Origin of the sequence: Chitinophaga hostae (assembly GCF_018224885.1) — a bacterium.
Lineage (GTDB): Bacteria > Bacteroidota > Bacteroidia > Chitinophagales > Chitinophagaceae > Chitinophaga > Chitinophaga hostae.
Genome location: NZ_JAGTXB010000011.1, coordinates 43,300 through 67,924, shown reverse-complemented (window position 1 = coordinate 67,924; position 24,625 = coordinate 43,300). Strand labels below are relative to the sequence as shown.

Annotated in this window: 20 protein-coding genes; 6 read left to right on the top strand and 14 right to left on the bottom strand. The window is 48.2% G+C overall.

What is annotated here, in order from left to right:
* Nucleotides 1–35: 35 nt before the first annotated feature.
* The 4 genes from KE626_RS21325 (at nucleotide 36) to KE626_RS21310 (ending at nucleotide 5,752) form a co-directional block, all read left to right on the top strand.
* A complete protein-coding gene (locus KE626_RS21325) occupies nucleotides 36–1,919 on the top strand; it encodes a family 20 glycosylhydrolase (RefSeq protein WP_211974979.1) in 1,884 nt (627 codons plus the stop codon).
* Nucleotides 1,920–1,953: 34 nt separating this feature from the next.
* Complete coding sequence (locus KE626_RS21320; RefSeq protein ID WP_211974978.1) at nucleotides 1,954–4,719, top strand: glycoside hydrolase family 78 protein; 2,766 nt, start codon at nucleotides 1,954–1,956, stop codon at nucleotides 4,717–4,719.
* A gap of 16 nt (nucleotides 4,720–4,735) precedes the next feature.
* The gene (locus KE626_RS35210) at nucleotides 4,736–4,912 is read left to right on the top strand and encodes a VanZ family protein (RefSeq protein ID WP_428845039.1); all 177 of its coding nucleotides are present in this window, start codon (nucleotides 4,736–4,738) and stop codon (nucleotides 4,910–4,912) included.
* A gap of 144 nt (nucleotides 4,913–5,056) precedes the next feature.
* Nucleotides 5,057–5,752: a peptidase associated/transthyretin-like domain-containing protein gene (locus KE626_RS21310; RefSeq protein ID WP_211974976.1), complete on the top strand. Its 696-nt coding sequence runs from the start codon at nucleotides 5,057–5,059 to the stop codon at nucleotides 5,750–5,752.
* Between the two features lie 93 nt (nucleotides 5,753–5,845).
* On the opposite strand, the gene KE626_RS21305 is transcribed toward KE626_RS21310, so the two are convergent.
* Nucleotides 5,846–6,340, bottom strand: a complete 495-nt coding sequence (locus tag KE626_RS21305) for an SRPBCC family protein (RefSeq protein ID WP_211974975.1) — start codon at nucleotides 6,338–6,340, stop codon at nucleotides 5,846–5,848.
* Nucleotides 6,337–6,672: an ArsR/SmtB family transcription factor gene (locus KE626_RS21300; protein WP_249207611.1), complete on the bottom strand. Its 336-nt coding sequence runs from the start codon at nucleotides 6,670–6,672 to the stop codon at nucleotides 6,337–6,339. The genes KE626_RS21305 and KE626_RS21300 overlap by 4 nt, the downstream gene beginning before the upstream one ends.
* A 109-nt stretch (nucleotides 6,673–6,781) precedes the next feature.
* Here KE626_RS21300 and KE626_RS21295 point away from each other — a divergent pair, with 109 nt between their 5' ends.
* Nucleotides 6,782–7,891, top strand: a complete 1,110-nt coding sequence (locus tag KE626_RS21295; protein WP_211974973.1) for a calcium:cation antiporter — start codon at nucleotides 6,782–6,784, stop codon at nucleotides 7,889–7,891.
* 30 nt (nucleotides 7,892–7,921) lie between these two features.
* Here the strand turns inward: KE626_RS21295 and KE626_RS21290 are convergent, their stop codons facing one another.
* The 11 genes from KE626_RS21290 to KE626_RS21240 form a co-directional block, all read right to left on the bottom strand.
* Complete coding sequence (locus tag KE626_RS21290; RefSeq protein WP_211974971.1) at nucleotides 7,922–8,599, bottom strand: hypothetical protein; 678 nt, start codon at nucleotides 8,597–8,599, stop codon at nucleotides 7,922–7,924.
* Between the two features lie 7 nt (nucleotides 8,600–8,606).
* On the bottom strand, nucleotides 8,607–9,155 hold the full coding sequence (locus KE626_RS21285; RefSeq protein WP_211974969.1) for a pyridoxamine 5'-phosphate oxidase family protein: 549 nt from the start codon (nucleotides 9,153–9,155) through the stop codon (nucleotides 8,607–8,609).
* 47 nt (nucleotides 9,156–9,202) lie between these two features.
* On the bottom strand, nucleotides 9,203–9,730 hold the full coding sequence (locus tag KE626_RS21280) for a 5' nucleotidase, NT5C type (protein WP_211974968.1): 528 nt from the start codon (nucleotides 9,728–9,730) through the stop codon (nucleotides 9,203–9,205).
* 269 nt (nucleotides 9,731–9,999) lie between these two features.
* Nucleotides 10,000–10,761 (bottom strand): 3-keto-disaccharide hydrolase, encoded by a 762-nt coding sequence (locus tag KE626_RS21275; RefSeq protein WP_211974966.1) that lies wholly within the window; start codon nucleotides 10,759–10,761, stop codon nucleotides 10,000–10,002.
* 82 nt (nucleotides 10,762–10,843) lie between these two features.
* A complete protein-coding gene (locus tag KE626_RS21270) occupies nucleotides 10,844–11,995 on the bottom strand; it encodes a Gfo/Idh/MocA family protein (RefSeq protein WP_211974965.1) in 1,152 nt (383 codons plus the stop codon).
* Between the two features lie 28 nt (nucleotides 11,996–12,023).
* Nucleotides 12,024–13,064, bottom strand: coding sequence for a sugar phosphate isomerase/epimerase family protein (locus tag KE626_RS21265; RefSeq protein WP_211974964.1), 1,041 nt, complete (start codon nucleotides 13,062–13,064; stop codon nucleotides 12,024–12,026).
* A 22-nt stretch (nucleotides 13,065–13,086) separates the two neighbouring features.
* Nucleotides 13,087–14,286, bottom strand: coding sequence for a class I mannose-6-phosphate isomerase (locus tag KE626_RS21260; RefSeq protein WP_249207609.1), 1,200 nt, complete (start codon nucleotides 14,284–14,286; stop codon nucleotides 13,087–13,089).
* Nucleotides 14,287–14,290: 4 nt separating this feature from the next.
* The gene (locus KE626_RS21255; RefSeq protein ID WP_211974963.1) at nucleotides 14,291–15,370 is read right to left on the bottom strand and encodes an aldose 1-epimerase family protein; all 1,080 of its coding nucleotides are present in this window, start codon (nucleotides 15,368–15,370) and stop codon (nucleotides 14,291–14,293) included.
* Between the two features lie 29 nt (nucleotides 15,371–15,399).
* Nucleotides 15,400–18,093, bottom strand: a complete 2,694-nt coding sequence (locus KE626_RS21250; RefSeq protein ID WP_211974962.1) for a c-type cytochrome — start codon at nucleotides 18,091–18,093, stop codon at nucleotides 15,400–15,402.
* A gap of 101 nt (nucleotides 18,094–18,194) precedes the next feature.
* Nucleotides 18,195–19,676 (bottom strand): RagB/SusD family nutrient uptake outer membrane protein, encoded by a 1,482-nt coding sequence (locus KE626_RS21245; protein ID WP_211974961.1) that lies wholly within the window; start codon nucleotides 19,674–19,676, stop codon nucleotides 18,195–18,197.
* A gap of 24 nt (nucleotides 19,677–19,700) precedes the next feature.
* A complete protein-coding gene (locus KE626_RS21240) occupies nucleotides 19,701–22,829 on the bottom strand; it encodes a SusC/RagA family TonB-linked outer membrane protein (protein WP_211974960.1) in 3,129 nt (1,042 codons plus the stop codon).
* A 246-nt stretch (nucleotides 22,830–23,075) separates the two neighbouring features.
* Between KE626_RS21240 and KE626_RS21235 the strand changes: the two genes are divergently transcribed.
* Nucleotides 23,076–23,819, top strand: coding sequence for an SGNH/GDSL hydrolase family protein (locus KE626_RS21235; protein ID WP_211974959.1), 744 nt, complete (start codon nucleotides 23,076–23,078; stop codon nucleotides 23,817–23,819).
* Between the two features lie 205 nt (nucleotides 23,820–24,024).
* Here KE626_RS21235 and KE626_RS21230 read toward each other — a convergent pair whose 3' ends face one another.
* Nucleotides 24,025–24,552: a hypothetical protein gene (locus KE626_RS21230; RefSeq protein ID WP_211974957.1), complete on the bottom strand. Its 528-nt coding sequence runs from the start codon at nucleotides 24,550–24,552 to the stop codon at nucleotides 24,025–24,027.
* Between the last annotated feature and the right edge of the window lie 73 nt (nucleotides 24,553–24,625).

The following is a 24,625-nucleotide window of genomic DNA, read 5'->3' as shown; positions in this document are numbered from 1 at the left end:
AAATTTTCTGAACAATGAATAAATTTCCAACGATTATGAAGCCATGTATTAATGCAAGGGTTTGGGGAACAACCTGTATTTTCGTATGCCTGTCGGCGTTATATAGTGCGCCGGCCCAAAGTCAGGATCCGGCTGCCGGTATCATCCCGGCGCCGGTAATGGTACAGCAGGGCAGCGGAAAGTTTACCCTCAGCCGGCAAACAGTTATCAAAGCAGATAACCCCGCCGACAAGGCCGTTGTTTTCCTGACCCGGTATGTAAATCATCTCCCGAAAACAAACAGCGCGGGGAAATCATCCACTGTTATTGAACTAACCGGCAAGGGCGCCGAAAGCTTACCCCAAGAAGGGTATAAACTAACGGTAACGCCTGCACGCGTTGTGATTACAGGTAAGGGCGCCGGCCTGTTTTACGGCGTGCAATCTTTTTTACAGTTGCTGCCTGCGGAAAACAATGGCGATGCAAAGCTGCCCTGTGTTACTATCGAAGACTATCCCCGTTTTGGGTATCGCGGTGTGATGCTGGATGTATCGCGCCATTTTTTTACCGTACAGGAAGTAAAAGATCTGATCGACCTGATGGCTGTTTATAAGCTGAACCGCTTCCACTGGCATCTCACGGACGACAATGGATGGCGTATAGCAATTAAAAAGTTTCCAAAGCTCACCAGCATTGGCGCATGGCGTGTACCGCGCTACAGTGGCTACGGCGCCAATGAAGCGCCCAGGCCCGGAGAAGCGGCTACCGATGGCGGGTTTTATACCCAGGAAGAAATTAAGGAAGTGGTGAAATATGCAAAAGACCGCTACATTGAAATCCTGCCGGAGATAGACGTGCCGGGTCACAGTCTGGCTGCCATCGCCGCCTATCCCGAACTGTGCTGTACCAAAGAAAGTGCCAGTGTAAATCCCGGCAGCAATTTTTCTAAATGGTACGACAATGGTAAATATGAAATGCTGCTCGACAATACCTTAAACCCGATCGATGAAAAGGTGTACCAGTTTCTTGACGAGGTATTTACCGAAGTGGCAGCGCTCTTCCCGTACGAATATATTCATATAGGTGGCGATGAATGCTATAAAGGCTACTGGGAAAAGGATGCCGGCATACAGGCTTTTATGAAAGAAAAGCAGATGAAAAAAAGCGAGGAAGTACAGAGCTATTTTACCACCAGGTTAGGTCAGCTGCTGCGTAAAAAAGGGAAGAAAATTATTGGTTGGGATGAGATCCTGGAAGGCGGACTGGCAAAGGATGCCGCTGTGATGAGCTGGCGTGGGGAGCAAGGCGGTATTGCCGCCGCAAAATTAAAACATGAAGTAATCATGTCGCCCTCTACCAACGGGCTGTATTTTGATTACGGTGAAGCTGCGCCGGACCTGTTGCCCGCCAGTATGGGAGGTTACTCTGCCTTGTATCGCTATGACCCCGTACCCAAAAGTTTAACACCGGAAGAACGTCCCTATATCCTGGGGGTACAGGGGAATATCTGGACAGAATTTATTGCCACCGTACCACGTATGCACTATATGATACTGCCACGTATGCTGGCACTCGCAGAACTGGCTTGGACACCGGCCGATCAAAAAGATTACAACAGCTTTTCTGAAACAAGGCTGCCGGTGCAACTGGCCCGGTTCGACAAGCTAGGCTATAACTACCGGGTGCCCGCTGCATTTATTCCAACAGATACTACGATGACGGGGGAACGTTTTTCTCTGAAATTGAAACCGGCTGTTCCGGGTGCGAAAATTTATTTTACGCTGAACGGAAAAGCCCCGGACATCACAGACCGGGAATATAGCAACGCCTTTACTTTTATTGTGCCACCAAATGAGAAAAAGATTTTCCAGGCTATCGTAGTAACGCCGTCGGGTAAACGAAGCGCCATAAGCAGGATCGTATTGGAAAATAAAAAATAGACAGACAGGATTTTTAACGCAATAGCAACGCATCATGCTGAAATATAAACTGGCGGTTGTAGCGATATTATTACTGGGGAAGTTAAACGCCGCTGCTGACAACATTATCCGGATCGTTCATCCGCAATGCGAATATGGGAACAATCCATTGGGCGTGGAAGCGGAACAACCCCGTTTTTCCTGGGAAATAACTGGGGGAACACGGGGCGTAACCCAAACAGCGTATCATATCCTGGTGGCCGATAGCAGGGAGCTGTTAATGAAGCATACAGGCAATATATGGGATTCACGGAAACAGAACAGTTCACAGTCGATACAGGTCCCTTTCCTGGGGACCAGGCTGCTGCCCGCAAAAACTTATTACTGGTCTGTGCAGGTTTGGGATAATAAAGGCAACGTATCAGCCTGGAGCGAACCTGCGCAATGGAAAATGGGACTTACGGAAAAAGAGGACTGGCACGATGCCGCATGGATTGCTTATGAAGATATACCGGCCGGCTCAAAGGAGATAGCCAACAAAGCGGTAGTGAAAGGCCGCAATATTTTGCCGCTGTTGCGAAAGGAGTTCTCCGTTAAGAAGGCAGTAAAACACGCAACCTTGTTCATCGCTGGCCTTGGGCAGTTTGAAATGAGCCTGAACGGGAATAAGGTGGGCGATCATTTCCTGGACCCGGGATGGACGCAGTTTGATAAACAAACCCTTTACGTCACCTTTGACCTGACAAGTTTAATACGGCCTGGTGGTAACGCTTTGGGGGCGATGCTGGGAAATGGTTTTTATCATATTCCACAGGAGCGTTACCGTAAGCTTTCCGGCACCTTTGGTTTTCCTAAAATGATCTGCAGGCTGTTGCTGGAATATGAAGATGGCACTGCAGAAAATGTGGTGAGCGATGCTTCCTGGAAAACAGCCCCGGGGCCGGTTACCTTCAGCAGTATTTATGGAGGGGAGGATTACGATGCTAACCTGGAACAGCCGGGGTGGAACCAACCTTCTTTTGATGACCGGCAATGGAAAACAGCCCTGGTAGTAGAAGGACCCGCTAACCTGCGAAGCCAGACAGCAGACCCTGTAAAGGTGATGGACACGCTTACCGCCAAAAAGATCACAGCACCTAAACCCGGTGTATGGGTATATGATCTCGGACAAAATGCTTCCGGCATTCCGGATATAGCCGTTACCGGTAGTAAAGGCGCCGTTGTGAAAATTATACCGGGCGAGCTGATAGATGACAAGGGACTCGTTACCCAGCAAGCTTCCGGCGGACCTTACCTCTTCGACTATACGTTAAACGGTAATGGCACAGAAAAGTGGCGCCCCCGGTTTTCGTACTATGGTTTCCGTTATTTGCAGGTAGAAGGCGCAGTGCCATCGTCCGCAGAGAACCCGCAACAGCTGCCGGTTTTACAAATGGTGCGTGGGTTGCATATCCGCAATGCTGCTGCCGCCGCCGGGGATTTTGTATGCTCTGATGATATTTTTAACAAGACGTGTCAACTGATCAACTGGGCGGTAAAAAGTAACATGGCCAGCGTATTCACTGATTGCCCGCACCGCGAAAAACTGGGCTGGCTGGAAGAGGCGCACCTGATGGGAAATGCCATTCAATACAATTTTAATGTGGCCACATTGCTCACAAAAATATCCGCCGATATGCAGGATGCCCAGCTGGAAAACGGTATGGTACCGGATATTGCCCCGGAGTATGTAGTGTTTGAAAATGGTTTCCGGGACTCGCCGGAGTGGGGAAGTGCTGCAGTGATAGTACCGTGGAATGCTTACCTGTGGTATGGCGATAAAAGGATCCTGGAAGAAAACTACGATATGATGCATCGGTATGTGGACTATCTCCGGAAAAAATCGGTAAACGATACGCTCAGTTATGGGTTGGGCGACTGGTTTGATATTGGTCCGAATGGAGTAGGGGAATCGCAGAATACGCCCAAAGGAATCACTGCTACTGCCTTTTATTACTACGATCTCACCATTCTTGGCAAGGTAGCACAGGTATTGGGGAAAATAGAGGATGTTCGGCGATACAGGGAGCTACAGCAGCAGGTGCGGGCTGCATTCAACAACGGATTTTTCAATAAACAGACCAAACAATATGCCACCGGAAGCCAGGCGGCCAATGCCCTGGCGGTCTACATGGATCTGGTGGAACCATCCGAAAAAACAGCGGTCGTGGAAAATATCGTTGCAGATATCAGGCAGCGGAATAATAGTCTCACTACCGGTGAAATCGCCTTCAGTTACCTGTTGAGGGTATTACAGGCAGCCGGCAGATCCGATCTGATCTACCTGATGAATGCCCGTTCGGATGTGCCGGGCTATGGCTACCAGGTGGCACATGGCGCCACCGCACTCACTGAATCGTGGCAGGCTTATCGTTATGTATCCAACAATCACCTGATGCTGGGGCATTTGATGGAATGGTTTTACAACGGTTTGGCAGGCATTGGCCAGGCGCCGGGAAGTGTGGCATTTAAACAAATTGTCATCCACCCCCGGCCGGTGAGTGATGTTACGTTTGCCCGTGCCAGTTATCATGCTCCCTATGGACTTATAAAAAGTGACTGGCAAAAAAGGGATCATTCATTTGAATTAACGGTGGAAATACCTGCAAATACTACTGCAACGGTTTATCTCCCGGTTGGCGCCGGCGCTAACGTATCAGTAGATGGAAAGCCTGTTAGCGGGGTAGAAGCCGTTCGTTTTATCAGGAAGGAAGGCACGGAGGCGCTGTACACCATCGGATCGGGCGCCTATCATTTTAAAGTAGCCGGATCGCCCCGGTAATAGCGATACTTTTGAAATCACGCTGTCTTTCACAGGCGCAATGATCCTGTATGAAATCTGCCAGTTATGGATGCCTCAGCGGACATTTGACCTAAAAGACATCGTTGCCTCCGTTTTGGGTGGACTGTTTTCTTACCTGGTTTTTCGATTGGTCAATAGCAGTAAAAGGATTGCTGGTGCGGATCAGCATTGATGTTAGTATAATTAAATCAGGCCAATAACATAGAAAATGATTTGTTAATATTTTCGCCGGACTTGATTATGTTTTCATCCTGTCTTAGATTGGGGCCGAATGGAGCGCGCTAATTTATTAAGAAAGACGATAATACTATTGTTATTGATCCTGCTACGCCTGGTAAGTACAGGCCAGGTGCGGATTAAGGGAACTGTATATGACCGGTCTGCACGAATCGGTATGGTAGGCGTGAGCGTAATGAGCAATTCCGGCGCCGGCGCGGTGACTGATTCAGCCGGCCACTACACCATTGTTGTACCTACCACGGACTCGATCAGCTTTTCCTACCAGGGAAAATCCACCATGAAATTTGCCGTAAGAGAAATTAACCCGCTCAGACCTTATGATATGAGTCTGCGTGTAGATGTGCATACCCTGCCTACGGTAGTAGTGTCTACCCTCCGTCTCGGCGATTACAAAACTGATTCACTGAAAAACCGCGAGGAATACCGGAAGATCTTTGATTATTCACCGGAATATTTATCGGGTGGGAGCGGCGGCATGGGAGTGGGCATCAACCTGGATGCATTACTCAGCATGAAGAAAATCAAGCGGATGGAGAACTTCAGGCGATTTATGGAACGGGAAGAGCGCGAGAAATATATCGATCACCGCTTTAATAAGGCGTTGGTAAAGAAAATAACAGGCCTGGAATCTCCCGCACTTGATACCTTCATGAAAGAATACCGGCCCAGCTACGAAATGCTGCTCAGTTTTGAAAATGAGTACGAATACTATAAATTTATACAGGAGTGGGGGAAGTACTTTGCTGAAAAATGGAAGCGCGATCATCAATAACGGCTACGGCTGTACGCTTTCCCTGCGATGTTAAAAAGGAGAGGAAAACATGGATGAACAATTTTTGAAGCGCCGGTAGTCACGTCTTTCCTGTTATTGTGCCAGGTAGTTTGCCAGCTTGTTAAAGGTACCTCCAAAACCCTGTTCCATCCCGTCTTTGATGGATATAAATGCAGCCGTTTCTGCATCACTGGCATTCACCGGGCGTCCTGTTAAGATAATAGTGGTTTTACCAGCTGCTTCTTCAAATCTTAACTGGTAAAATATTTCCTTCGGTATTTCTATGTCAAACGGCGCCTTTACAACATTTGCCTGCTCGTCTGCAAACGCATTGGTAAATTCCAATAAATCGTATGGTTCAATTTTTACGAACAAAAAACGGCCATAGGACACATTTCCATCGCTTTCCATTTTGAAATGAAAAATGCCGCCCGGTCTGAAATCAAGTTTTATAACACTGTTGCTGGTTTCTGCCGGTCCCCACCATGCATTTAATGCTTCGGCGGTGCTAAAGGCTTTAAACACTTTTTCTTTGGGTGCATGGAATACATGCGTAAGCCGGAATGTTGTGTTTGTTGCAGTAGTCATTTTTTAGTTTTTTTAGTTGCCTGAACTTTAGTAAGATACTTGTCAAGTGACTGGAACTGTATTGTCCAGAACTGTTTGTATTGGTCTATCCAGCCTGCTACTTCTCCCAGTTTCTCCAGTTTTGCCTCACAATATCTTTCCCTGCCCTGTTTGGTGATCATGATCAGACCACATTCCATCAGGATTTTTACGTGTAGTGATACTGCCTGCCGGCTCACGTCGAAGTGCTCTGCAATAGCATTCAGGTGAAGCGGCTGCTTTGCCAGCATACCGATAATCTGCCGTCTTGTGGGGTCGGCAATTGCCTGGAATACATCCCTTCTGATTTCCATTATATGCAAGTATTTGATTGCAAATATATACGCAAGTATTTACTTGCGCAAATTTATTTTGAAAGAAATAGATAGTATGAATGTCTTTTCTTTTCAGTAATTTAAATACATGGCATTCAATCACTTTCTCTACAAAAGATGGAAAATAGCATTACCGCTGTGGTCAATTATCAGTCCTGTTATAGGGCTGGTATTGCTTGCCCTGGCTGCAACACAGCAGAGCGGCATTTTTGCAGCGATCATGGGAATATCGCTGATCAGTGTGGTGTTATCTGCTGTGCATCATGCGGAAGTAGTGGCGCATAAAGTAGGGGAGCCTTATGGTACCCTGATATTGGCATTGGCGATTACGGTAATTGAGGTTTCACTGATTGTATCTATTATGCTCACCGAAGCAGGACAGGATTCCACATTGGCCAGGGATACAGTGTTTGCAGCTATCATGCTGATCCTTTCCGGTATCATCGGGATGTCGCTATTCCTGGGCGGCTATCTATACAAAGAACAGGCATTTATTAAACAGGGGGTGAGTGCGGCATTGGTAACATTGTCTGCCATTTCTGTTTTAACACTGGTGCTGCCCAACTATACTACTACCCAGGAAGGACCGATCTACTCCAACAGTCAGCTTATCTTTGTGGCTATTATTTCACTGGTGCTCTATGGTAGTTTTGTGGCGGTACAAACCATCCGGCACCGCGATTATTTTCTGCCCAAGGATGCTATTCCCGGCGATGAAGATGTGCATGCCGCTCCGCCGTCGAATCTGACAACAGGTTTCAGTCTTTTGCTATTGGTGGTAGCGCTCACTGTAGTGGTGCTGTTGTCAAAGAAATTATCACCCACTATTGAAAATATTGTTGTTAGTCTGGGGGCACCTAAAACCCTGGTAGGCGTTATTATCGCTGCGGTCATTCTTTTACCCGAGGGGATTGCTGCCATCAGGGCAGCCTCGCAAAACCGGTTGCAAACCAGTTTGAACCTGGCATTGGGATCTGCGTTGGCGAGTATTGGTCTTACAATTCCGGCGGTAGCCATCGTTACCTATTTTGCAGGCTTCCGCGTCACATTGGGGATTGACGCTACTTCCACCTTATTGCTGATCCTGTCGTTGTTTACAATCAGCATTTCTTTTAATGCGGGTAAAACAAATATCCTGCAGGGAATTGTATTGCTGGTGATATTGGCTACGTATATGTTTATCACGGTGGTGCCATAGGGAAGTAACTCAGAATTTGTAGAGATTCTTTTATATATCACTGTTGGGTAATCCTGTTAGTTCTGCGTAGGTGTCGAACCAACTCGCGTAGTCATGTTTGTTCCTTAAGCCATCCTTAATACCCGATATTAGTTTGTTCGATAGTATCATGAATTCTTCGGGCCTTTTACCAAACCAATGATGAGCCATATCTATAAAGTAGAGAGAGTGGTAATAATGCCGCGTGATATTGTATAATGGTATCCATTCGGGATCAAGCATCCGGTTAGACAATTGGAAATACAACGAGGCACATAATGGTGGATATTCCTCTAACCAAACTTGGTGGAAAATGATGTCGTATACCGTTGATATATACCACATGATTAAGAGATTATTTAGAACATCACCATTGTTGAGCAGTTCAATAGCCTCAGTTAAAAACAATGCTACGATATCTCCGCAACTGGCAGCGTTATCATAGTGGTCATGATAGTAAAAGTATCCTTCTGCCCGGGTAATTTCTGCCAACAACGCCAGGTTCAAAATATCTTTTTTTTCGCCGTGCAGTCGCAGAAACCTGTATAAATAATTCCTGTCTTCAATGAGTAGTTTCGCCGTCAGTCTGGCGATATCCGGACAGTAAACGGAACCGCCGGGATTTGTTTTAATAGTTGTTGCGTGTAGGTTACACAGCGCTTCGTAGGCGATTAATTCTTCCTGTTCCATATCATCTTTATCTTGCCAGGTCAGTTGGCAATCCGTCCAGGCTGATCCTGTTTTTTTCTGCTTTATAAAGTTCCAGTCCTTCAGGACCTTTATTGGCAGCCCATTTGGCGGCGTGGTCCCTTTCGCCGGTGTATTCGTATAATGGCACGCCAAAACCGCAGGAGGTTTGCACCTTGTGGATGTCTGCTACAATAATTTGCCTGGTGGCAGGTAACAATACAAAGTGCGCAGAAAGCTCCGGCCATTCCGGGTCACCGGGCAATACCGTATAGCCTTTCCCGTATAACCTTAATATATTGGGCGGACCATCGAAGGCGCAGAACATAAAAGTAATACGATTGTTTTCCAGTATATGCGCGGAGGTTTCATTGCCGCTGCCTACAATGTCGAGATAGGCCACCTTTGTGGGTGAAAATATGCGGAAACTATCGAGTCCTTTCGGGGAGAGGTTTACATGCCCCTGTGCACTGAGCGGGGCGGTAGCCACGAAGAACATTTTCTGGGCAGCGATGAATTCCTCATGCTGTGGTTTAATGTCATCAAAAAACTTTCCCATGTGTCAAAAAATTTAAGCAGTTTAAGAAAACGCGAGCGTCTTCCTACCTATAATAATTTCGTTGCGGCATCTTCCCAGTTCATAATGCGTTCATAACCCGTTTCATGTACATTGTGATGGCCATGATACAGATACGCTCTGCCTTTGAAATGGGTGAAGTTGCGGGTCAGGTCATCGATCATAATATCTGTTTGCGCAATAGATTTATCACCGCAAAAACAATACTGCTGCCAGGAGAGAAACGGAAAGAATTCCTGCAACCAATCGTACTTATCTTTCAGGGAGCTGGGGAACTCCATGGCAGCAGAAAGAATGTATACTTTATATTTTTTGTTCAGCTCCTTTACCACCTCCTGTGCGTGTGGAAATATTTCCAGGTCGCGGAAAAATCCTGGGGTGTTGAGGTATTCTTTTATTTTGGCTTTGTGTTCTTCCGGCAGGATGTCTGACAGGGTTTTGCCGTGTAATTCTTCTGTTGTGAATGTTTTGCCGTAGTCCCGGTAATACCATGCTCTGGCTTTTTTGATCGGGTCGGCAATAGTTTCGTCCATGTCTATGGCAATAGATAGCTGCATCGTTTCCTGATTTTTATACAGCTAAGATAACAAAAAAAGGACCGCCTTCGGCGGTTGTCTTTGCCCAGGATTTATATGATTTATATGATTTTAATGATTTTAATGATTTTAATGATTATAGCTAAGCCGGATAAAAATTTTTATCCTTTTGCAGAAGGTTTACTGAAAAGATGTAAACATCGTCCCAATAAAGAAATAAAATCAGAAAAATCATATAAATCATATAAATCCTGGGCAAAGACAACCGCCGAAGGCGGTCCCTCCGCGTCCTATAAACGTTTTAGCATAATATTCCGGTACTCCACCTTCATGGGGGGACCAACGTGCACCTGTACGCCCAGCAGCCCTTTTGACTTGCCGTTTACGGGGTCGTTGTCGGTAACATCACTCATCAGCACCTCGTTGATATAATGCTGCAGGTGATTGCCTTTTACTACCAGGCGGCATTTGTTCCAATCTTCACTGTTGATCAGGGTTTGCAGGGAATCAGAAGAGCCCAGCGAACCGGTAACGACGGCGGAAGTCCACGCGTTGTTTTTGATGCCATCCTGCAACGATACTTTGGGAGCGGGAATCAGTGTTTTCTGTCCCCGGTATGCCAGCGTGGTGCGGCCGCGTTCTTCATAGTTCTGCCCGGTATAGCGGTTGGCGCCATCAATATCTGCCTGGTATCCTTTCAGTGCATGTGGTACATTTTCTACCATCACACTGCGATAGTTGATGCCGCTGTTACCCCCTTTGGTGATTTTAAATTCGCAGGTGAGCTCAAAATTTGCCGGTTGTCCGCCCTGCCAGATAAGGAAAGTATTGGTTTTGAGCAATGTCTCCGGCGTTACTTCACCCACCAGGTTACCGTTTTCCGCACGCCAGTGAACGCCGTCGCCTTCCCAGCCTTTTAAAGTTTTGCCATCAAAGATGGGCACATAGCCGTTGTATTTGCCCATGCTGTTGCCGGTCTGACAGCTGCTGCCGGAAAACAGCACGGCTGCTGCCACCAACGGCATAAACAGTGCACTGGATCTTTTCAGCATAGTTGATGTTTTTAGTTGTGATAATTACTTCTACTTCTTCATTTACTCTTCGCTGCATTTCCTAAAAGCTAAAAGCTAATGGCTAAAAGCTGGCGGTCTCTTTCCACTCCCCGGAAGCCGCTGAGTCGAGGACCGCCTGGCATACCTGCTGTGTTTCAAAGGCTTCACGGAAGGTAGGCGAACAGGCTGTGCCCTGTTCCAGGCTTAACAGGAAGTCTGCCACCTGGTGCACAAACGAATGCTCGTAACCAATGCCCAAACCGGGAACCCACCATTTATCCATATAAGGCTGGTCACCATCTGTTACATGAATAGAACGCCATCCGCGCACCGTAGAGGCGTCGGCGTTATCAAAGTATTCCAGCCGGTTTAAATCATGCAGATCCCAGCGGATAGAGGCATTTTCGCCATTGATCTCGAATGTATATAAAGCTTTATGTCCGCGTGCGTAACGTGTTGATTCAAAAAGCCCTAGTGAGCCATTGCTGAAGCGGCACAAGAAGGAGCAGGCATCGTCAATATTTACTTTTTCCACTTTGCCGGTCAGCTGATGCATGCGTTCCTTTACAAAGGTTTCGGTCATACCGGTAACGGTGGTGATGTGCCCGTTCAGCCATATGGCGGTATCTATACAGTGGGAGAGCAGGTCGCCTACTACGCCGGAACCGGCTACATCTGCATCCATGCGCCACAGCCCTTCGCCGCCCTGTGGCAGGTTGGCATTAATGGTCCAATCCTGCAGGAAATTGGCGCGGTAGTGAAAAATGCGCCCCAGCTTCCCGGAGTCAATGATCTGTTTGGCTAAGGTCACCGCCGGCAAACGGCGGTAGTTATACCATACCGTATTGGGAACACCTGCTTTTTCAATCGCTGCCACCATCCCTTCGGATTCGGTGAGTGTGCGTGCCAGCGGCTTCTCACAAAGGATCATTTTGCCGGCGGCAGCCGCCGCAATGGCGATTGCTGCGTGCATATCGTTGGGCGTGCAGATATCTATTGCATCGATATCATCCCTGGCTATAAGCGCTTTCCAGTCTGTTTCCACAGACTCATATCCCCATTGCGCTGCAAACGCACGGGCCTTGCTTTCGGTGCGGGAACATACCGCTTTCAATACCGGCACATAGGCCAGCTGAGGAAAGAAGTTCTTTACGCGCAGGTAACCATTGGAATGTGTTCTGCCCATAAAACCACATCCTATTAATCCTATCCTCAGTTCTTTCTTTGTTGTCATAGTCGTCGCTGATTATGTGATTGAAAATCTATTCCTGCCAGCCGTGTAATGCTCTTACTGATATCATCGCGGCCAGGATATCATTCCAGGTTTTTGTCTGGGTCATGACTGCATTGGGGAACATACAGCCATCCCAGCAGATATGCCGGAATGCTTTTGTCAGTGCTCCGTTGCTGTCGCGCAGCCAGTGACCGGCATCTGTGGCGATATTCAGTTTGCCGTTAGGATCTGTTGCCAGGCAATGCCGCCCTGTTTTATCATGCGAACCGCTACCATGCACGGTGCCGTCGTTTTGCGCTACATGAAAATCAATGGTCCATGGCCGCAATGCTTCCGTAAGCTGGCGCAAGCCGGCTTCCAGTGCGGCACGGTCGTTCCAGTCAAAATCAGCCGGCAGTATCCTGTCTTCCGGGCTGTTATACCCCAGCAGGTACAGGAAGGTATGCGACATATCGGCCTGGAAACCAATATTGGGCCTGTTTACAGCCGATAGTGTATCCACCATCGCTTTCCAGCTATGCATGCCTCCCCAGCAGATTTCGCCCTCTGCGGCCAGTTTTTCGCCGTAGTCTGCGGCTACATCACAGGCTTCCCGGAAAGTTTGTGCAATCAGGCTCGTATTGCCGGCAGGATCCTGCGACCAGCTGTCGGGCGTGCAGGCGGAGTCAATACGTACCACGCCATTGGGACGGATACCCAGCTTCCGCAAGCGCTGACCAACATGACAGGATTTACGCACCTGCTCCACAAACCGCGCGCGCTCTTCTTTGCTGCCCATGGCAGCCCCCCCGCTGGGTGGCCATATCGGCGCTACGAGACTGCCTATTTCAAGATGGTACGAAGCTACTTTGTCTGCCAATCTTTTGAGGTCATCGTCGGAACTGTCTGCCGGCACATGCGGATCAAACAACCCGATATCGATCCCGTCGAATTTTATGCCATCAACTTCCGCTGCTGCGGTCATCTCCAGCAAAGTATCAAAGGAGATAATGGGCTCTGAACCGTCGCCTTTACCTACAATGCCCGGCCAGGTGGCATTGTGGAGCTTTGGATAATTATTCTGTTTCATAACGCAGATTTTTAGCAATCAATCAAAGTACCAGGTCAGGGTTACCCGGGCCAAAATGTTTCAGCATAACGATAGGATCGGTGGCAGAGGTATTTACAATTTTAACACCGGCCATCGCTGCTGTTTCACTGATAAAAAATTCATCATTGGTAAGTTGTCCGTAGCGGATCAGCGCCGGTGTTTCAATATCCCATACCCCCATTTTGCCATGGCCCTGCATCACGATGATGCCATAGGCAGCGCTGTCTTTTATGACGACGGTTGCACCCGGCGCCACGGTGAGTTCTTTGGCGCTGAATGCGGCCGACTTGTAACATACCCAGTTTTCCGTATAACCTTCTCCGTTAGCTGCAGTTTTTGGTGGCATGAAACGGTTTTGGAATTGTTCGGGGTCTACGTTCAGGTCCCAGTCGATGACATCCATAAGGGCGTCGTAATCGCCGATGCTTTCTTTTGGTGTGCCGTTCCAGAGCAGCACTTCGGGTACAATGGCTTCGTTTACGAGCGACTGGTACATCGCGAAAACATCAGATGCTTTTTGCGGTTCATAGGTACACAAACTACCCGGCGCATGCAGCAGCCCCGGGGGAACATCCCATCCGGTGCCGGGTTCCAGCCGGTAAGCCTGGGAATAGTTAGTGATCTTATTGTCGCCTTTGGTGAAATTCACGAGGCATTCCCGGATCTGTTCGCGGGTAGTGCCGGGCGCAATGCCCATAAAGGTGTAGGGGAAATCGCCGCCGTGATTATTTAACTGCGGCGGAAAATAATAGGCTTCGGGTTTGCCCGCCTGTCCTATCAGTGCCGCCTTTTCATCGTTGTGGTGGATGTGATGGGGGAGCGGTCCCATGTTATCAAAGAATTTGGAATACATCGGCCAGGCGCCATATTCATCCCAAAGCCTTTTACCGATCAGCTGATCCTTTAATTCGCTGATGGCATCTTTTAATAAAAACTGTTGCGTGGCGTTTCCATCGTTCACCACCACCATGCTTAAACCCTCATTTTCGCCCGTTAGCGGGCCGTTCTTTGCCGGGGTGGTGGATGACAGCCAACGTTCATCGATGCCGCCACGTTCGCCTCCCAGTACGTAATAATCGTCCGGGTGTAATTTGATCCGCCGCCCTGGCACACAAAATGATCTGGGAACCCAGGTTGGTGCCAGTCGGAGAATCCCTTGTCCCTGTTCGAGTGCTTTTTCAGCTAAACTTAATTTTTCCATGGCTTTAATGATGTATGGATGATGAAAGATCAGTTTGAAATTGTTTGATTTGTTCGCCGGTATGCAATACGTCTATCTGCAATTCATAGCTCCTGCTTTCGCCAGGGCCCAGCAGGATCAGCGTACCGTCTTCACGGGCTTTTGCCTGTCCAGTAGGTGGATGGGTACCGGGTTCCAGGCCCATCACATATTCGCCTTTGCCCCAGTGCTGCCAGTTGGTGAGCACTGGAAGTTGTTGTTTTTTAAACCGGAGCGATACCGCCAGTCCCAGGTCGGCGTTATGCACTCCGCATACGCACCAGCCGCGGGCATCGGCGGCAATATCAATGATGGCGGCTTCTTCACCGCCGCCGGCATGGCTGTCCAGCGGAGCCATACATTTTTTGTAGTTATTATCCTGCCGGAAGATGTGATCCGGGTTGCCTGCCCTGGAGCGCCAATCGCCCTCCCAGCAGATATCCGCCCCTTCATTTACCAGCGGCCACCCAAAATTGAAATGATATAGCAGCATATGCGGGGCAGTGGTATTCCCCCTGTTGATCACCTCATCATGCACGCGGATACCCGCCTGGCCAAGCGTTCCGGAAATGGTGCGTTTTAACATCAGCTGTGGTCCCAACGCCCGCACCTGGTGCATGATACCGGTAATGCTCATATCGAGCTGCCCGTTGGCAGGATCGGGTTGGATGATGGAAATGATCTCCGCCGGCGTATTGCTGATCGGGCCATGCAAGCCCCGTTCGCCGTACTCGTCTGACTCGGGACCGCCTACATGTGATAGGCCACAGGTAGTCATCAATCCACCGCCAAAGGTTTGGAGCCAGTCCAAACCTTTGTCAGTAATTCTTTCCGGCGCCGTAACGCCCGCATGGCTTATCCAGGCCAGGCTATGCTGGTTATAAAACGCATCTGCAATATCCATCGCCCGGTCAATTACTACTTTGTATCTTAAACCGGTACCGGTATTGACCCAGGCAATACGGGTGCCCCTGCCGGGCCCGTTGTCCAGCACTGCCGTTTCTATGCCGCCCAACTGTAAATGATGGGAGAGCTTATGATGCCATGGCTGTTTGGTAATATCCATCCGCGCGTTATTTATCTCTCAAAAAAATATTATTTACTGCCCAGCTGCTTTACCTGCAGGAAAACTGAATCCCCTTTGTTGCCACCGCTCTTCAGATAAGCCACCAGGTCACGCAGCTCTTCTTCATTCAGGCGGTTAATCAATCCCGGCAACATCACGGAAACGGTAGATGTTTTGGTGCCGGCCACATCTTTCTTCAGCAACTCACGCTGCTCTGTTGGGGCAAAAGGATTCTGCGAAATCACATATTTATCTTTGTCCTGGCTTACCAGCCGGCCCAATACGGACCCCCCGTTTTTCAACGAAAACACGGTAGCGGCATACTGGTCAGAAATAGTTTTGCTCGGATCAATAATTGCCTCCAGGATATCTTTGGTAGAAAAGCGTGTACCCAATTGCGTTAGATCGGGACCGGCAACGCCGCCTTCGCCACGCATACCATGACAGGAACTGCACAACGACGTGGCAAACATGGCCCGGCCCTGTTCAAAGTTGCGATTGGTTAAACCACTATCCACCACCTTTACCGCCTCCTCCAGTTTCCAGCGCCTGCCCGGCCCCTGTGGCTGCGGGAATCCCTGCGCCAGGTTACCGCCGCTGTTCAACAATGAATCGCCGGAGAGCTGGTTGAAATGTGCGAACTCATTTTTAGGCACATTAGCCAGCGCATTTTTCCGCGCACCGTTAATAAAGCCAATAAAACTATGACCGCCTTTAAAAGTAAATGCGTGATAGAACCATTTGAAATAGGCATCCTGTAATGCAGGCGTCCAGCCGTTCTTCGCCTGGCTTAATACCGTTGCATACCAGGTTTGCTGTAAAGGCGGCATTTTTGACAACATGCCGGCAATATCCAGTCCGTACTGCGGGTTGCGCAGGATAAGATCCGCCGATTGCATCGCTGTTTTTTGTGCAGCCGTATCATCTTTAGCTACCGCCAGTAAGGCCATGGTTTTTTCTACCGCCTTCGGCGCATTGAGGTATACCAGTACCTTACTCAGTGATCTGTTCAGGTCATTATCGTTTGCAGGATACTGCGGATCAAGATAGGCTGCTACCTGTGCGGATAAGCCTGCATCCGGTTTACCCATGCGCACAAACACCAGTTCAAAGGCGCGCAACAGGTCTATCTGCTGCGATGCGGACAGCTGCTGGTAGTTGATCGTCATCAGCTGGGGAAGCAACAGTTTCTTCACATCTTCCTTACCCTGACGGGCCAGCGCAATAGTACCCTGTATCAATGTTTGTGGATCTTTTTCCTGCAAAAGCTTATTCTGCCACTGGCTCACCGGCTGATTTTCAATCGCTATTCTTGCAGCGAAACGCACAAAGCGGTCTTCATTTTTCAGGTAAGGCCAGGCAAAATCAACAGCGCCTTCTTTAGGCCCGCCATGGTACGCTTCCAGCTTTCTGCGGATATCGGCGCCTGCAGTAGGTGCAGCGGCGGCCAGTGGTTCGTTGCTTTCTTTATTGTCTTTGTAATAAACGCGATAGAGATCTGATTCCAGTCTGCGGCCGCCTGTAAGGAAATATAATGCGCCATCAGGACCAATCACACCATCTGTTAACGGCAATGGGGAACCGGAAAGAAATTCCTCAGCACTCGCTTTGTAGGAAGCACCATCCGGCTGCAGGCTGATCGCATAAATAATTCCAAAGCTCCAGTCAAATGCAAATAATGACTTGCGGTATTTTTCCGGGAACCTTGCTTTGCCTCCATAAATCAGGTTGGTAGGAGAGCCCTGACCTATATTTAACAACGGCGGTAAATTATCAGGGTAGGCGGGCGACCATTTTTCAGTACCCGGGCGCCATCCGTATTCACTGCCGCTGGTGACCTGGCAAATACGGGTAGGACGGTACCAGGGAGTGCCAAAGTCCCATTCCATATCAGAATCGTAGGTGAACATATCACCGGCATCATTAAAGGTAAGGTCAAAAGGATTGCGGTAACCGGAGCTGATCAGCTCCCAGTTGGAACCGGTGGAATCAATATGCGCAATCCATCCGCCATGTGTATTCACCGTATTATCGTGACCGTTAGGGTCTTTGATAAAGGGCAGTATATTGTCGATGTTGGTAGACATGGGCACGCGGTAGCGGTTCATCTCCGGGATTTTGGTGAAGTTCCCGGCAATCACATAGATGGATTGACCGTCGGGCGCCAGCACAATGCTGTGCGGGCCATGCTCGCCTTCACCCTCCAGGGCTTTTATCAATGTAATTTTATCAAACTGATCGTCACCGTCTGTGTCCTGTAAACGATACAAACCACTGCCTTTTTCAAAGCGTTCGTCGCTGTTGTGGTTCACCATTACATACAGACTATTAAACGCATAGAGCAATCCTTGCGCATAACCCATGGATACTTTCTGGGTCGAGGTATCCTTGCCGATGTCCAGCTTTTCAATTTTCAGTTTAGCCGAATCCTCACCTACGGCAGGCAGCTGAAGCCGGTAAAGAAATCCGTACTGATCGGATACAATCATACGGCCTTTGTTATCAAAGGTCATGGATACCCAGGAGCCCTGTTTGTTGTCGCCTGGACTGTACAACCGTTCTGCCTTAAAATTATCAGGTAGTTTCAGCGCATCAATTTTCGGGTTTCCGGTTGCTTTTTCATTTGACGTAGAGTCGTTCCCGTTATTGCAGGCCACTCCTGTGGCGAAAACGGCGGAAATAAGCAGCAGCAGCCTGAATGGTCTTTTTTTGAACGTGGTCATAATATATTCTTGAATGAGTTCCTGAGATGATACTATTGGAATGGGTCGCGCGCTATAGCTGTAGTAATATAGCAAACGTTTCCTCATTTTTTTTACTTTTTTTACCAACCGGTATTTTGTTCAAATTTATTCAGTCGTATTTCTCTTTCAGGAATAGGATACAGTAACTGGTACGGCTGTATGTTGTAGGAGGCCGGGCTAAGTCTCGTTAGCCGTTTTTTCTCCGCTATACCATGGGCCGTCATCACTGATACGGCTTTACCGGTGCGCAACAGCTGGTACCAGCGCTGATCTTCAAAGGCCAGTTCTACCCGTTGCTCGTGAAATACGGTGTCACGGAAAGCAGGCTGGGCCAGCGCGGGCAGCGGATCAAGCCCCGCACGTTTACGTACCGGGTTAATATACTGCAGCGGATCCCCGTTGCCGGTTTCATTGATGGCTTCTGCCAGCATCAGCAATACCTGTGAGTAGCGGTATACCGGCCAGTTTTCGTTGGCACGGCCATCCAGCGCATAGGGCGGATGATAAAATTTCCTGATCAGCGGTAATTTACCCCCAAAAGCAACAGACTCTGCGAATGCCGTATTGGTAGGACTGTCATACATCAGGATAGAAGCATCCTTCCTTTTATCTTTTGCTTCATACGCGTTTACAATACTTGGGGTGGGCATGTTATTGCCACCCAGGTTACCATTAAAACCTGTCAGGTCTTTTTTCCCGTTACGGGGACCAAACACAAAGATGAAATTGCTGCTTTCTGTTTCAATACCGGAGTTGTACTGCACCGCGAAAACAGATTCAGTATTATTCTTTTTTGCCGGATCAAAATTATCCGCATAATTATCTACCAGCGAATAGTTCAACGTTACTACCTGTTGCAAGGTGCTAACAGCTTTGGGATAATCCTTCATGGTCATATACACATCACCCAGCAATGTTAGCGCAGCGCCTTTGGTAGCCCTGCCGGTTTCGTTGCTGCTATAGGTGGCCGGGAGGTTGGCTGCAGCATCCGTAGCATCTGCAATAATCTGTGCATATACTTCCGCAACGCTTGCTTTCTTTGGCGTGGAAGCCTCTTCCGGACCTGCCACTTCTTTCACCAACAGTGGCACACCGCCGAAAAGACGCACCAGGTGAAAGTAGTAGAGGGCCCGGATAAATTTGGCTTCACCGGTATATTGTTTTTTAGTTGTCTCGTTTGCAAATTTTACTGCATCAATGCGGGTAAGAATCACATTTGTTTGCTGTATGTTCCGGTATAATTGCGACCACACATTATTCACGTAGTTGTTGGTAGGCGTGAGCAGGAACTCGTCGATTTCCTCCCGCTGTTGCGCGCCGCGGTCACTTTCATCATACTGGTAGTTGGTGTTATCCGCTCTCATTTCAGACATCGACCAGTAGTCGCCGGTATACAGCTCCTGCATCAGGCCATAGCAGCCGTTTACCGCCCGCAATACCTGCGCCTCGGAGGTATAATAATTTGATCCGCTGGAAAAGGAATTCGGTTTTACATCCAGCATATTGTTACATCCATTCAGTGCGATCGCTAAAAGTGCGATACAGGTTATTTTCGTTTTCATGTTGCTATACTTTTAGGAGCTGAATTAAAAGGAGAGGTTGGCGCCGAGTGAATAAATTCTTGGTACCGGGTAGCTGGAATAGTCGATACCGGGCACCAGCGCACCACTGCCTCCTTTACCGAGGTAATTGGTTACTTCCGGGTTACCGCTGTATTTGGTAAACAGGATGGCATTCTGCACACTTACATATACTCTCGCACTCTGTACAAATCCAAATTTCGGAATGGCATAACCCAACGTAATATTCTTTACCCATGCATAGTTATTTTTTTCTACCGTCAGGGAACTTACGTCGCGGTACATTACCCTGCCACGTCCGGAACCATTAGTGGTAGGCACTTTCCCGTTGCCCGGATTGGATTCGGATCTCCACCTGTCAGCTACATCTTTTCTTACATTGAATACGCCGTCAATATTGCCGTTGTAGTCGTTGGTGGCATGTAAACGGTCTGCCCCCATGGACCCAACGACCAATACCCGCAGATCAAATTTTTTGTAGTTGAGGATATTGGTTAAGCCCCAGTTAAAATCCGGGTACGGATTGCCAATGATGGCAAAGTCTTCCCGCGGATTAATAACACCGTTACCGTTGATGTCTTTGAAACGGATATTACCGGGAATCGCGCCTGGAAAAGCAGGACCTTTATCTACTTCGGCCTGGTTCTGATAAATGCCGTCAAATACATATCCGTACAGCATGGCCAGGGGCTGACCTACCATACTTACGTTGGTAGGATTACCTTCACTGGAGTTGCCGGAGTAGATGGGCGCATTGTCTTTTCCCAGTGCCAGCACTTTGTTACGGTTAAAGGAAATATTGAAGTTGGTGGTCCAGGTCAGCGATTTGCTTTCAATATTGCGGGAGGAGATACCGATTTCCAGGCCCTTGTTCTCCATATCGCCTTTATTTTCTGTTACAGTACCAAACCCGCTGGACTGCGGTACTTCCACATTTAACAACAGGTCCTGGGTATTCCTTTTGTAGGCGTCAATAGTCAGGTAAACACGGTCTTTCCACAACCCAACGTCAACGCCTATATTCAGTTCCCGCATTTTTTCCCAGCCTAATCCCGGGTTACCTAAGGTATTCATTACACGACCGCCTACCAGCGCACCTCCCAGCACATAATCGCTGGTACCGATATTGCTCATGTAAGAATAGTTACCGATATTGAAGTTGCCGGAGAAGCCATAGGACGCTCTTATTTTCAGGTCGCTGAAAACGCGGGAGGTTTTCATAAAGTCTTCCTGTGAAATACGCCATCCCAGCGCTACGGACGGAAAGGTACCCCAGCGGTTATCAGGTCCGAACCTGGAAGAACCATCGGCTCTCACGGTAGCAGTAACCAGGTATTTGTCTTTATACGCATAGTTGATCCTGGCAAGATATGACAACAAAGCCCATTCAGTCTTGTCGGTAACACCCGGATTATTAGTGAGGGTGGCGGCTCCATTGATGGTTTTAATATCATCATCCGGGTAGTTGGCAGCATTGATACCTACAGATTGTTCCTTCTGCGACTGTACACTATATCCCAGCAAACCGGTAAAGGCATGGCCATTGTCGGTATTGTACTGGTAGGTGAGCGTATTTTCGTTTAGCCAGTTCAGGTAGTTACCGCTGATATAGCCGCCGGAAGGAATGCTGGGCGGAGCGGCGTTGGTAGTACCAATAGTGGAAGGTACAAAGAATTCACCGCTGCCTTCCTGGTAGTCTACGTTAAAAGTTGATTTAAATTTCAGGTTCTTGATGATTTCATATTCTCCGTAAGTATTAAACAGGATACGGGTGCTCTTCGATCTGTTCACCACTTCGTTCAGGAACATTACCGGGTTAGGTAAGCCAAATGTACCCGGACTCTGGATAAAAGCGTTGTAGCTGCCATCAGGTTTGTATACCGGCTCCATTGGGCTGGCAATACCAAAGTAGTTTCCTCTTCCTTCTCCGTTGGTGTTCCCTTTGCGGGTGGTGTACGAAGGCGCCACATTAAAGCCCACTTTGAAACGGTCAGAGAGATTGGCATCTACGTTGGCTCTTACGGAAAAACGTTTGTAACCGGAATTGATCACCACGCCATCCTGGTTATAATAACCTGCGGAAATGTAGGTCCTGATTTTGTCGGTACCGCCGCTTACGCTGAGGTTTATATCCTGCATAGGCGCTACCCTGGTAATAGCGTTGAACCAATTGGTACCTTCCCCGAGTTGTTCAGGATGACGGTAAGCTTCAGGAATATCCGCGTCTGTTGGTTCCCGGTGTTCGGTGAACCTGATGTTATCGCCGATCGCTTCTTTTCTGAACTGCGCAAATTCCTGCGCGTTCATCAGGTTTGGACGTCCTTTTTGAGGAATCTGCTGGATACCGTAGTTAGCGGAGAGTTGTACTACTGGAATACCGGAGCTGCCCCGTTTGGTGGTGATGAGTACCACGCCGTTGGCGCCCCTGGAGCCATAGATAGCGGTGGCGGAGGCATCTTTCAATACCGCCATAGATTCAATATCCTGTGGATTGATGGCATTCATCGGATCAGAAACCTGGTCGGAAGAAGAGGCCAGCGGATACCCATCCACCACGTACAATGGCTGGCTGCCGGCGCCTACGGCACCGATGCCGCGCACCTGCACCTGAGGGCCACCGCCCGGAATACCATTGGAAGTACTCACCTGTATACCGGCAATCTGTCCGGCCAACGCCTGGTCAGGACCCGCTACAGGCATGTCTTTCACGTTTTTCATGGAAACAATGCCGACCGACCCGGTGACATCCTTTTTTTGCTGGGTACCATAGCCTACTACCACTACCTGGTTCAGCACTTTATTGCTGGGCTCCAGTTGTACGCTGATTTTGGTACGGTTGGCTACATGAATGGTTTTTGAAATGTACCCGATAAAACTGAAAACAAGAGAATCTGCACCGGCGGCAGCAATAGTGTACCTGCCATTGGCATCGCTGAATGTTCCCTGGCTGCTGCCTTTTATACCGATAGTAACACTGGGTAGGGCAGCACCGGTGCCCGCATCTGTGAGTTGGCCGGTAATATTAATTTTTTGAGCGTGAACAGCGGAGCCGGTAAATAGTAACAATAACAGGGATACTCCAAATTGTGCAAGACCCGATGATCCTTTACGATAAAGGATGTAAGCTTTAATCATAACGAGTGGAATTATGTGTGATGAAACGGCGATTCTTAACGGAAATAAATTTAGTGGAAGAATAATGAATTCCTGTCCTGTTGCGTCCTGTACCATCCTGTACTGTCCTGTATTGCGGGGCGTAAAGCATAAGGCGCAAAGCAAAAACGGATTATATTATCTGCATCGCTTTTGTGTTGATTGCTTTTTTAGTATTTTGGGGTATTCATGTGATAATAAACAAAGACATAAACCCGATTAATAAAAATGAAAAAACTGAGCTGGCCTTTATTGGCATTATTTACTATGTTGGGTACCGCGGCGGTGGCGCAGAATACCGCCGAAGCAGATGCAAAACAAAAACAGAAGAATGAAGAGATGATGAAGCAGGACTGGGCCTGTTTAAAATGTTTCAGCGATGATAATGCCAAAGTGGAGGCGCCGAAAGCCGGCGAACAACGGGTGGTATTTATGGGAAATTCTATTACGATCGGCTGGAGTCATCTTAACCCTGATTTCTTTGCCGGCAAACCATATATCAACCGGGGTATCAGCGGACAAACAACGCCGCAGATGCTGATCCGTTTCCGTCCGGACGTGATTGACCTGCATCCCAAAGTAGTAGTAATCCTCGCGGGTACTAACGATATTGCAGGCAATACCGGCTATACGCCCATTCCCACCATCTTCGGCAATATCGTATCCATGGCGGAACTGGCCAGTGCCAATGGGATAAAAGTGGTGCTGTCGTCTGTGCTGCCCGTTTTTGATTATCCATGGCACAAAGGGTTAGATCCGGTTGGAAAAATTGCCGATCTGAATCAGCGCATCAAAGCTTACGCGGATAAAAATGGTTTTGTATACCTTGATTACTACACGGCTATGGCAGATGAACAGAAGGGATTAAAATCGACGCTTACCTACGATGGCGTGCATCCCAATAAAGAAGGCTACCAGGTAATGGGACCGCTGGCGGAAAAAGCAATCGCTGCCGCATTGAAAAAGAAATAATTGAAAAAAGTTTTTTCAGTAGCGTGTTTTATTTCGGGAATTTTCCTGTAATTTCATTACTCACCAAAGAAAAGGAGGTATTCATGCTATCTACAGAATATTCATGGACACCTGAGATTAATTTATTTTAATCCGGACGGCTCCATAAAAGAATCTGTTAACGCTTTGGCGTTAAAGGCATCCTAGCATAGCCGGGATGCCTTTTTCAATGTTGGGCGTTCCGCAGCATCGCTTTGCAGGCGGCCGCTTCTTTCTGTAACTCCGTTTCCGCAGAAATTTCATCTGATTCAAACCGGTTATGCCCCGTCGATATTTCGTCTGTTAATTGCCCGTTGAGAAAGTAGTAATAGCCGTGGAAGTTACTTTCATATTTATTCGGAATACGTTTCCCGCTCTTGCCGAAACGCGGCCCCCAATATTCATTGTATACATGAATGAGTGCATTGTTTTCATAATAGTAATCAAATATTTCAATGGCATCTTTGGTCTTACAACGCAGTCGCATCTTTACCAGTGAGCTGTCTTTGTAATAGCCCGTTAAGCGGCTGCTGATGGTGGCAGGGGAGAAAAAGGGCAGGTCTTTTTCGATGGTTATCTTCCGGAAAGTAGTATCCCGGTCAATTTGCCGGCATATGTTTTTTACGTGGATAGTCCGCTTGCCGGGTGCCTGGCTGCGGGCAACGTCACAACGAAATAAGCAAAGGGCAACCACCACCAAAAAGATATTTCTCATAACAGACTTTTGCAAAAGATAATATTTTTTCCAAAGCGATATGGGGTCCAATTTTGCAGATATAATTATGTAT

Coding starts and splice junctions, on each gene's coding strand:
- KE626_RS21325 (WP_211974979.1), top strand. CDS start 36: ATGAAGCCATGTATTAATGCAAGGGTTTGGGGAACAACCTGTATTTTC.
- KE626_RS21320 (WP_211974978.1), top strand. CDS start 1,954: ATGCTGAAATATAAACTGGCGGTTGTAGCGATATTATTACTGGGGAAG.
- KE626_RS21305 (WP_211974975.1), bottom strand. CDS start 6,340: ATGACTACTGCAACAAACACAACATTCCGGCTTACGCATGTATTCCAT.
- KE626_RS21300 (WP_249207611.1), bottom strand. CDS start 6,672: ATGGAAATCAGAAGGGATGTATTCCAGGCAATTGCCGACCCCACAAGA.
- KE626_RS21295 (WP_211974973.1), top strand. CDS start 6,782: ATGGCATTCAATCACTTTCTCTACAAAAGATGGAAAATAGCATTACCG.
- KE626_RS21290 (WP_211974971.1), bottom strand. CDS start 8,599: ATGGAACAGGAAGAATTAATCGCCTACGAAGCGCTGTGTAACCTACAC.
- KE626_RS21285 (WP_211974969.1), bottom strand. CDS start 9,155: ATGGGAAAGTTTTTTGATGACATTAAACCACAGCATGAGGAATTCATC.
- KE626_RS21280 (WP_211974968.1), bottom strand. CDS start 9,730: ATGCAGCTATCTATTGCCATAGACATGGACGAAACTATTGCCGACCCG.
- KE626_RS21275 (WP_211974966.1), bottom strand. CDS start 10,761: ATGCTGAAAAGATCCAGTGCACTGTTTATGCCGTTGGTGGCAGCAGCC.
- KE626_RS21270 (WP_211974965.1), bottom strand. CDS start 11,995: ATGACAACAAAGAAAGAACTGAGGATAGGATTAATAGGATGTGGTTTT.
- KE626_RS21265 (WP_211974964.1), bottom strand. CDS start 13,064: ATGAAACAGAATAATTATCCAAAGCTCCACAATGCCACCTGGCCGGGC.
- KE626_RS21260 (WP_249207609.1), bottom strand. CDS start 14,286: ATGGAAAAATTAAGTTTAGCTGAAAAAGCACTCGAACAGGGACAAGGG.
- KE626_RS21255 (WP_211974963.1), bottom strand. CDS start 15,370: ATGGATATTACCAAACAGCCATGGCATCATAAGCTCTCCCATCATTTA.
- KE626_RS21250 (WP_211974962.1), bottom strand. CDS start 18,093: ATGACCACGTTCAAAAAAAGACCATTCAGGCTGCTGCTGCTTATTTCC.
- KE626_RS21245 (WP_211974961.1), bottom strand. CDS start 19,676: ATGAAAACGAAAATAACCTGTATCGCACTTTTAGCGATCGCACTGAAT.
- KE626_RS21240 (WP_211974960.1), bottom strand. CDS start 22,829: ATGATTAAAGCTTACATCCTTTATCGTAAAGGATCATCGGGTCTTGCA.
- KE626_RS21235 (WP_211974959.1), top strand. CDS start 23,076: ATGAAAAAACTGAGCTGGCCTTTATTGGCATTATTTACTATGTTGGGT.
- KE626_RS21230 (WP_211974957.1), bottom strand. CDS start 24,552: ATGAGAAATATCTTTTTGGTGGTGGTTGCCCTTTGCTTATTTCGTTGT.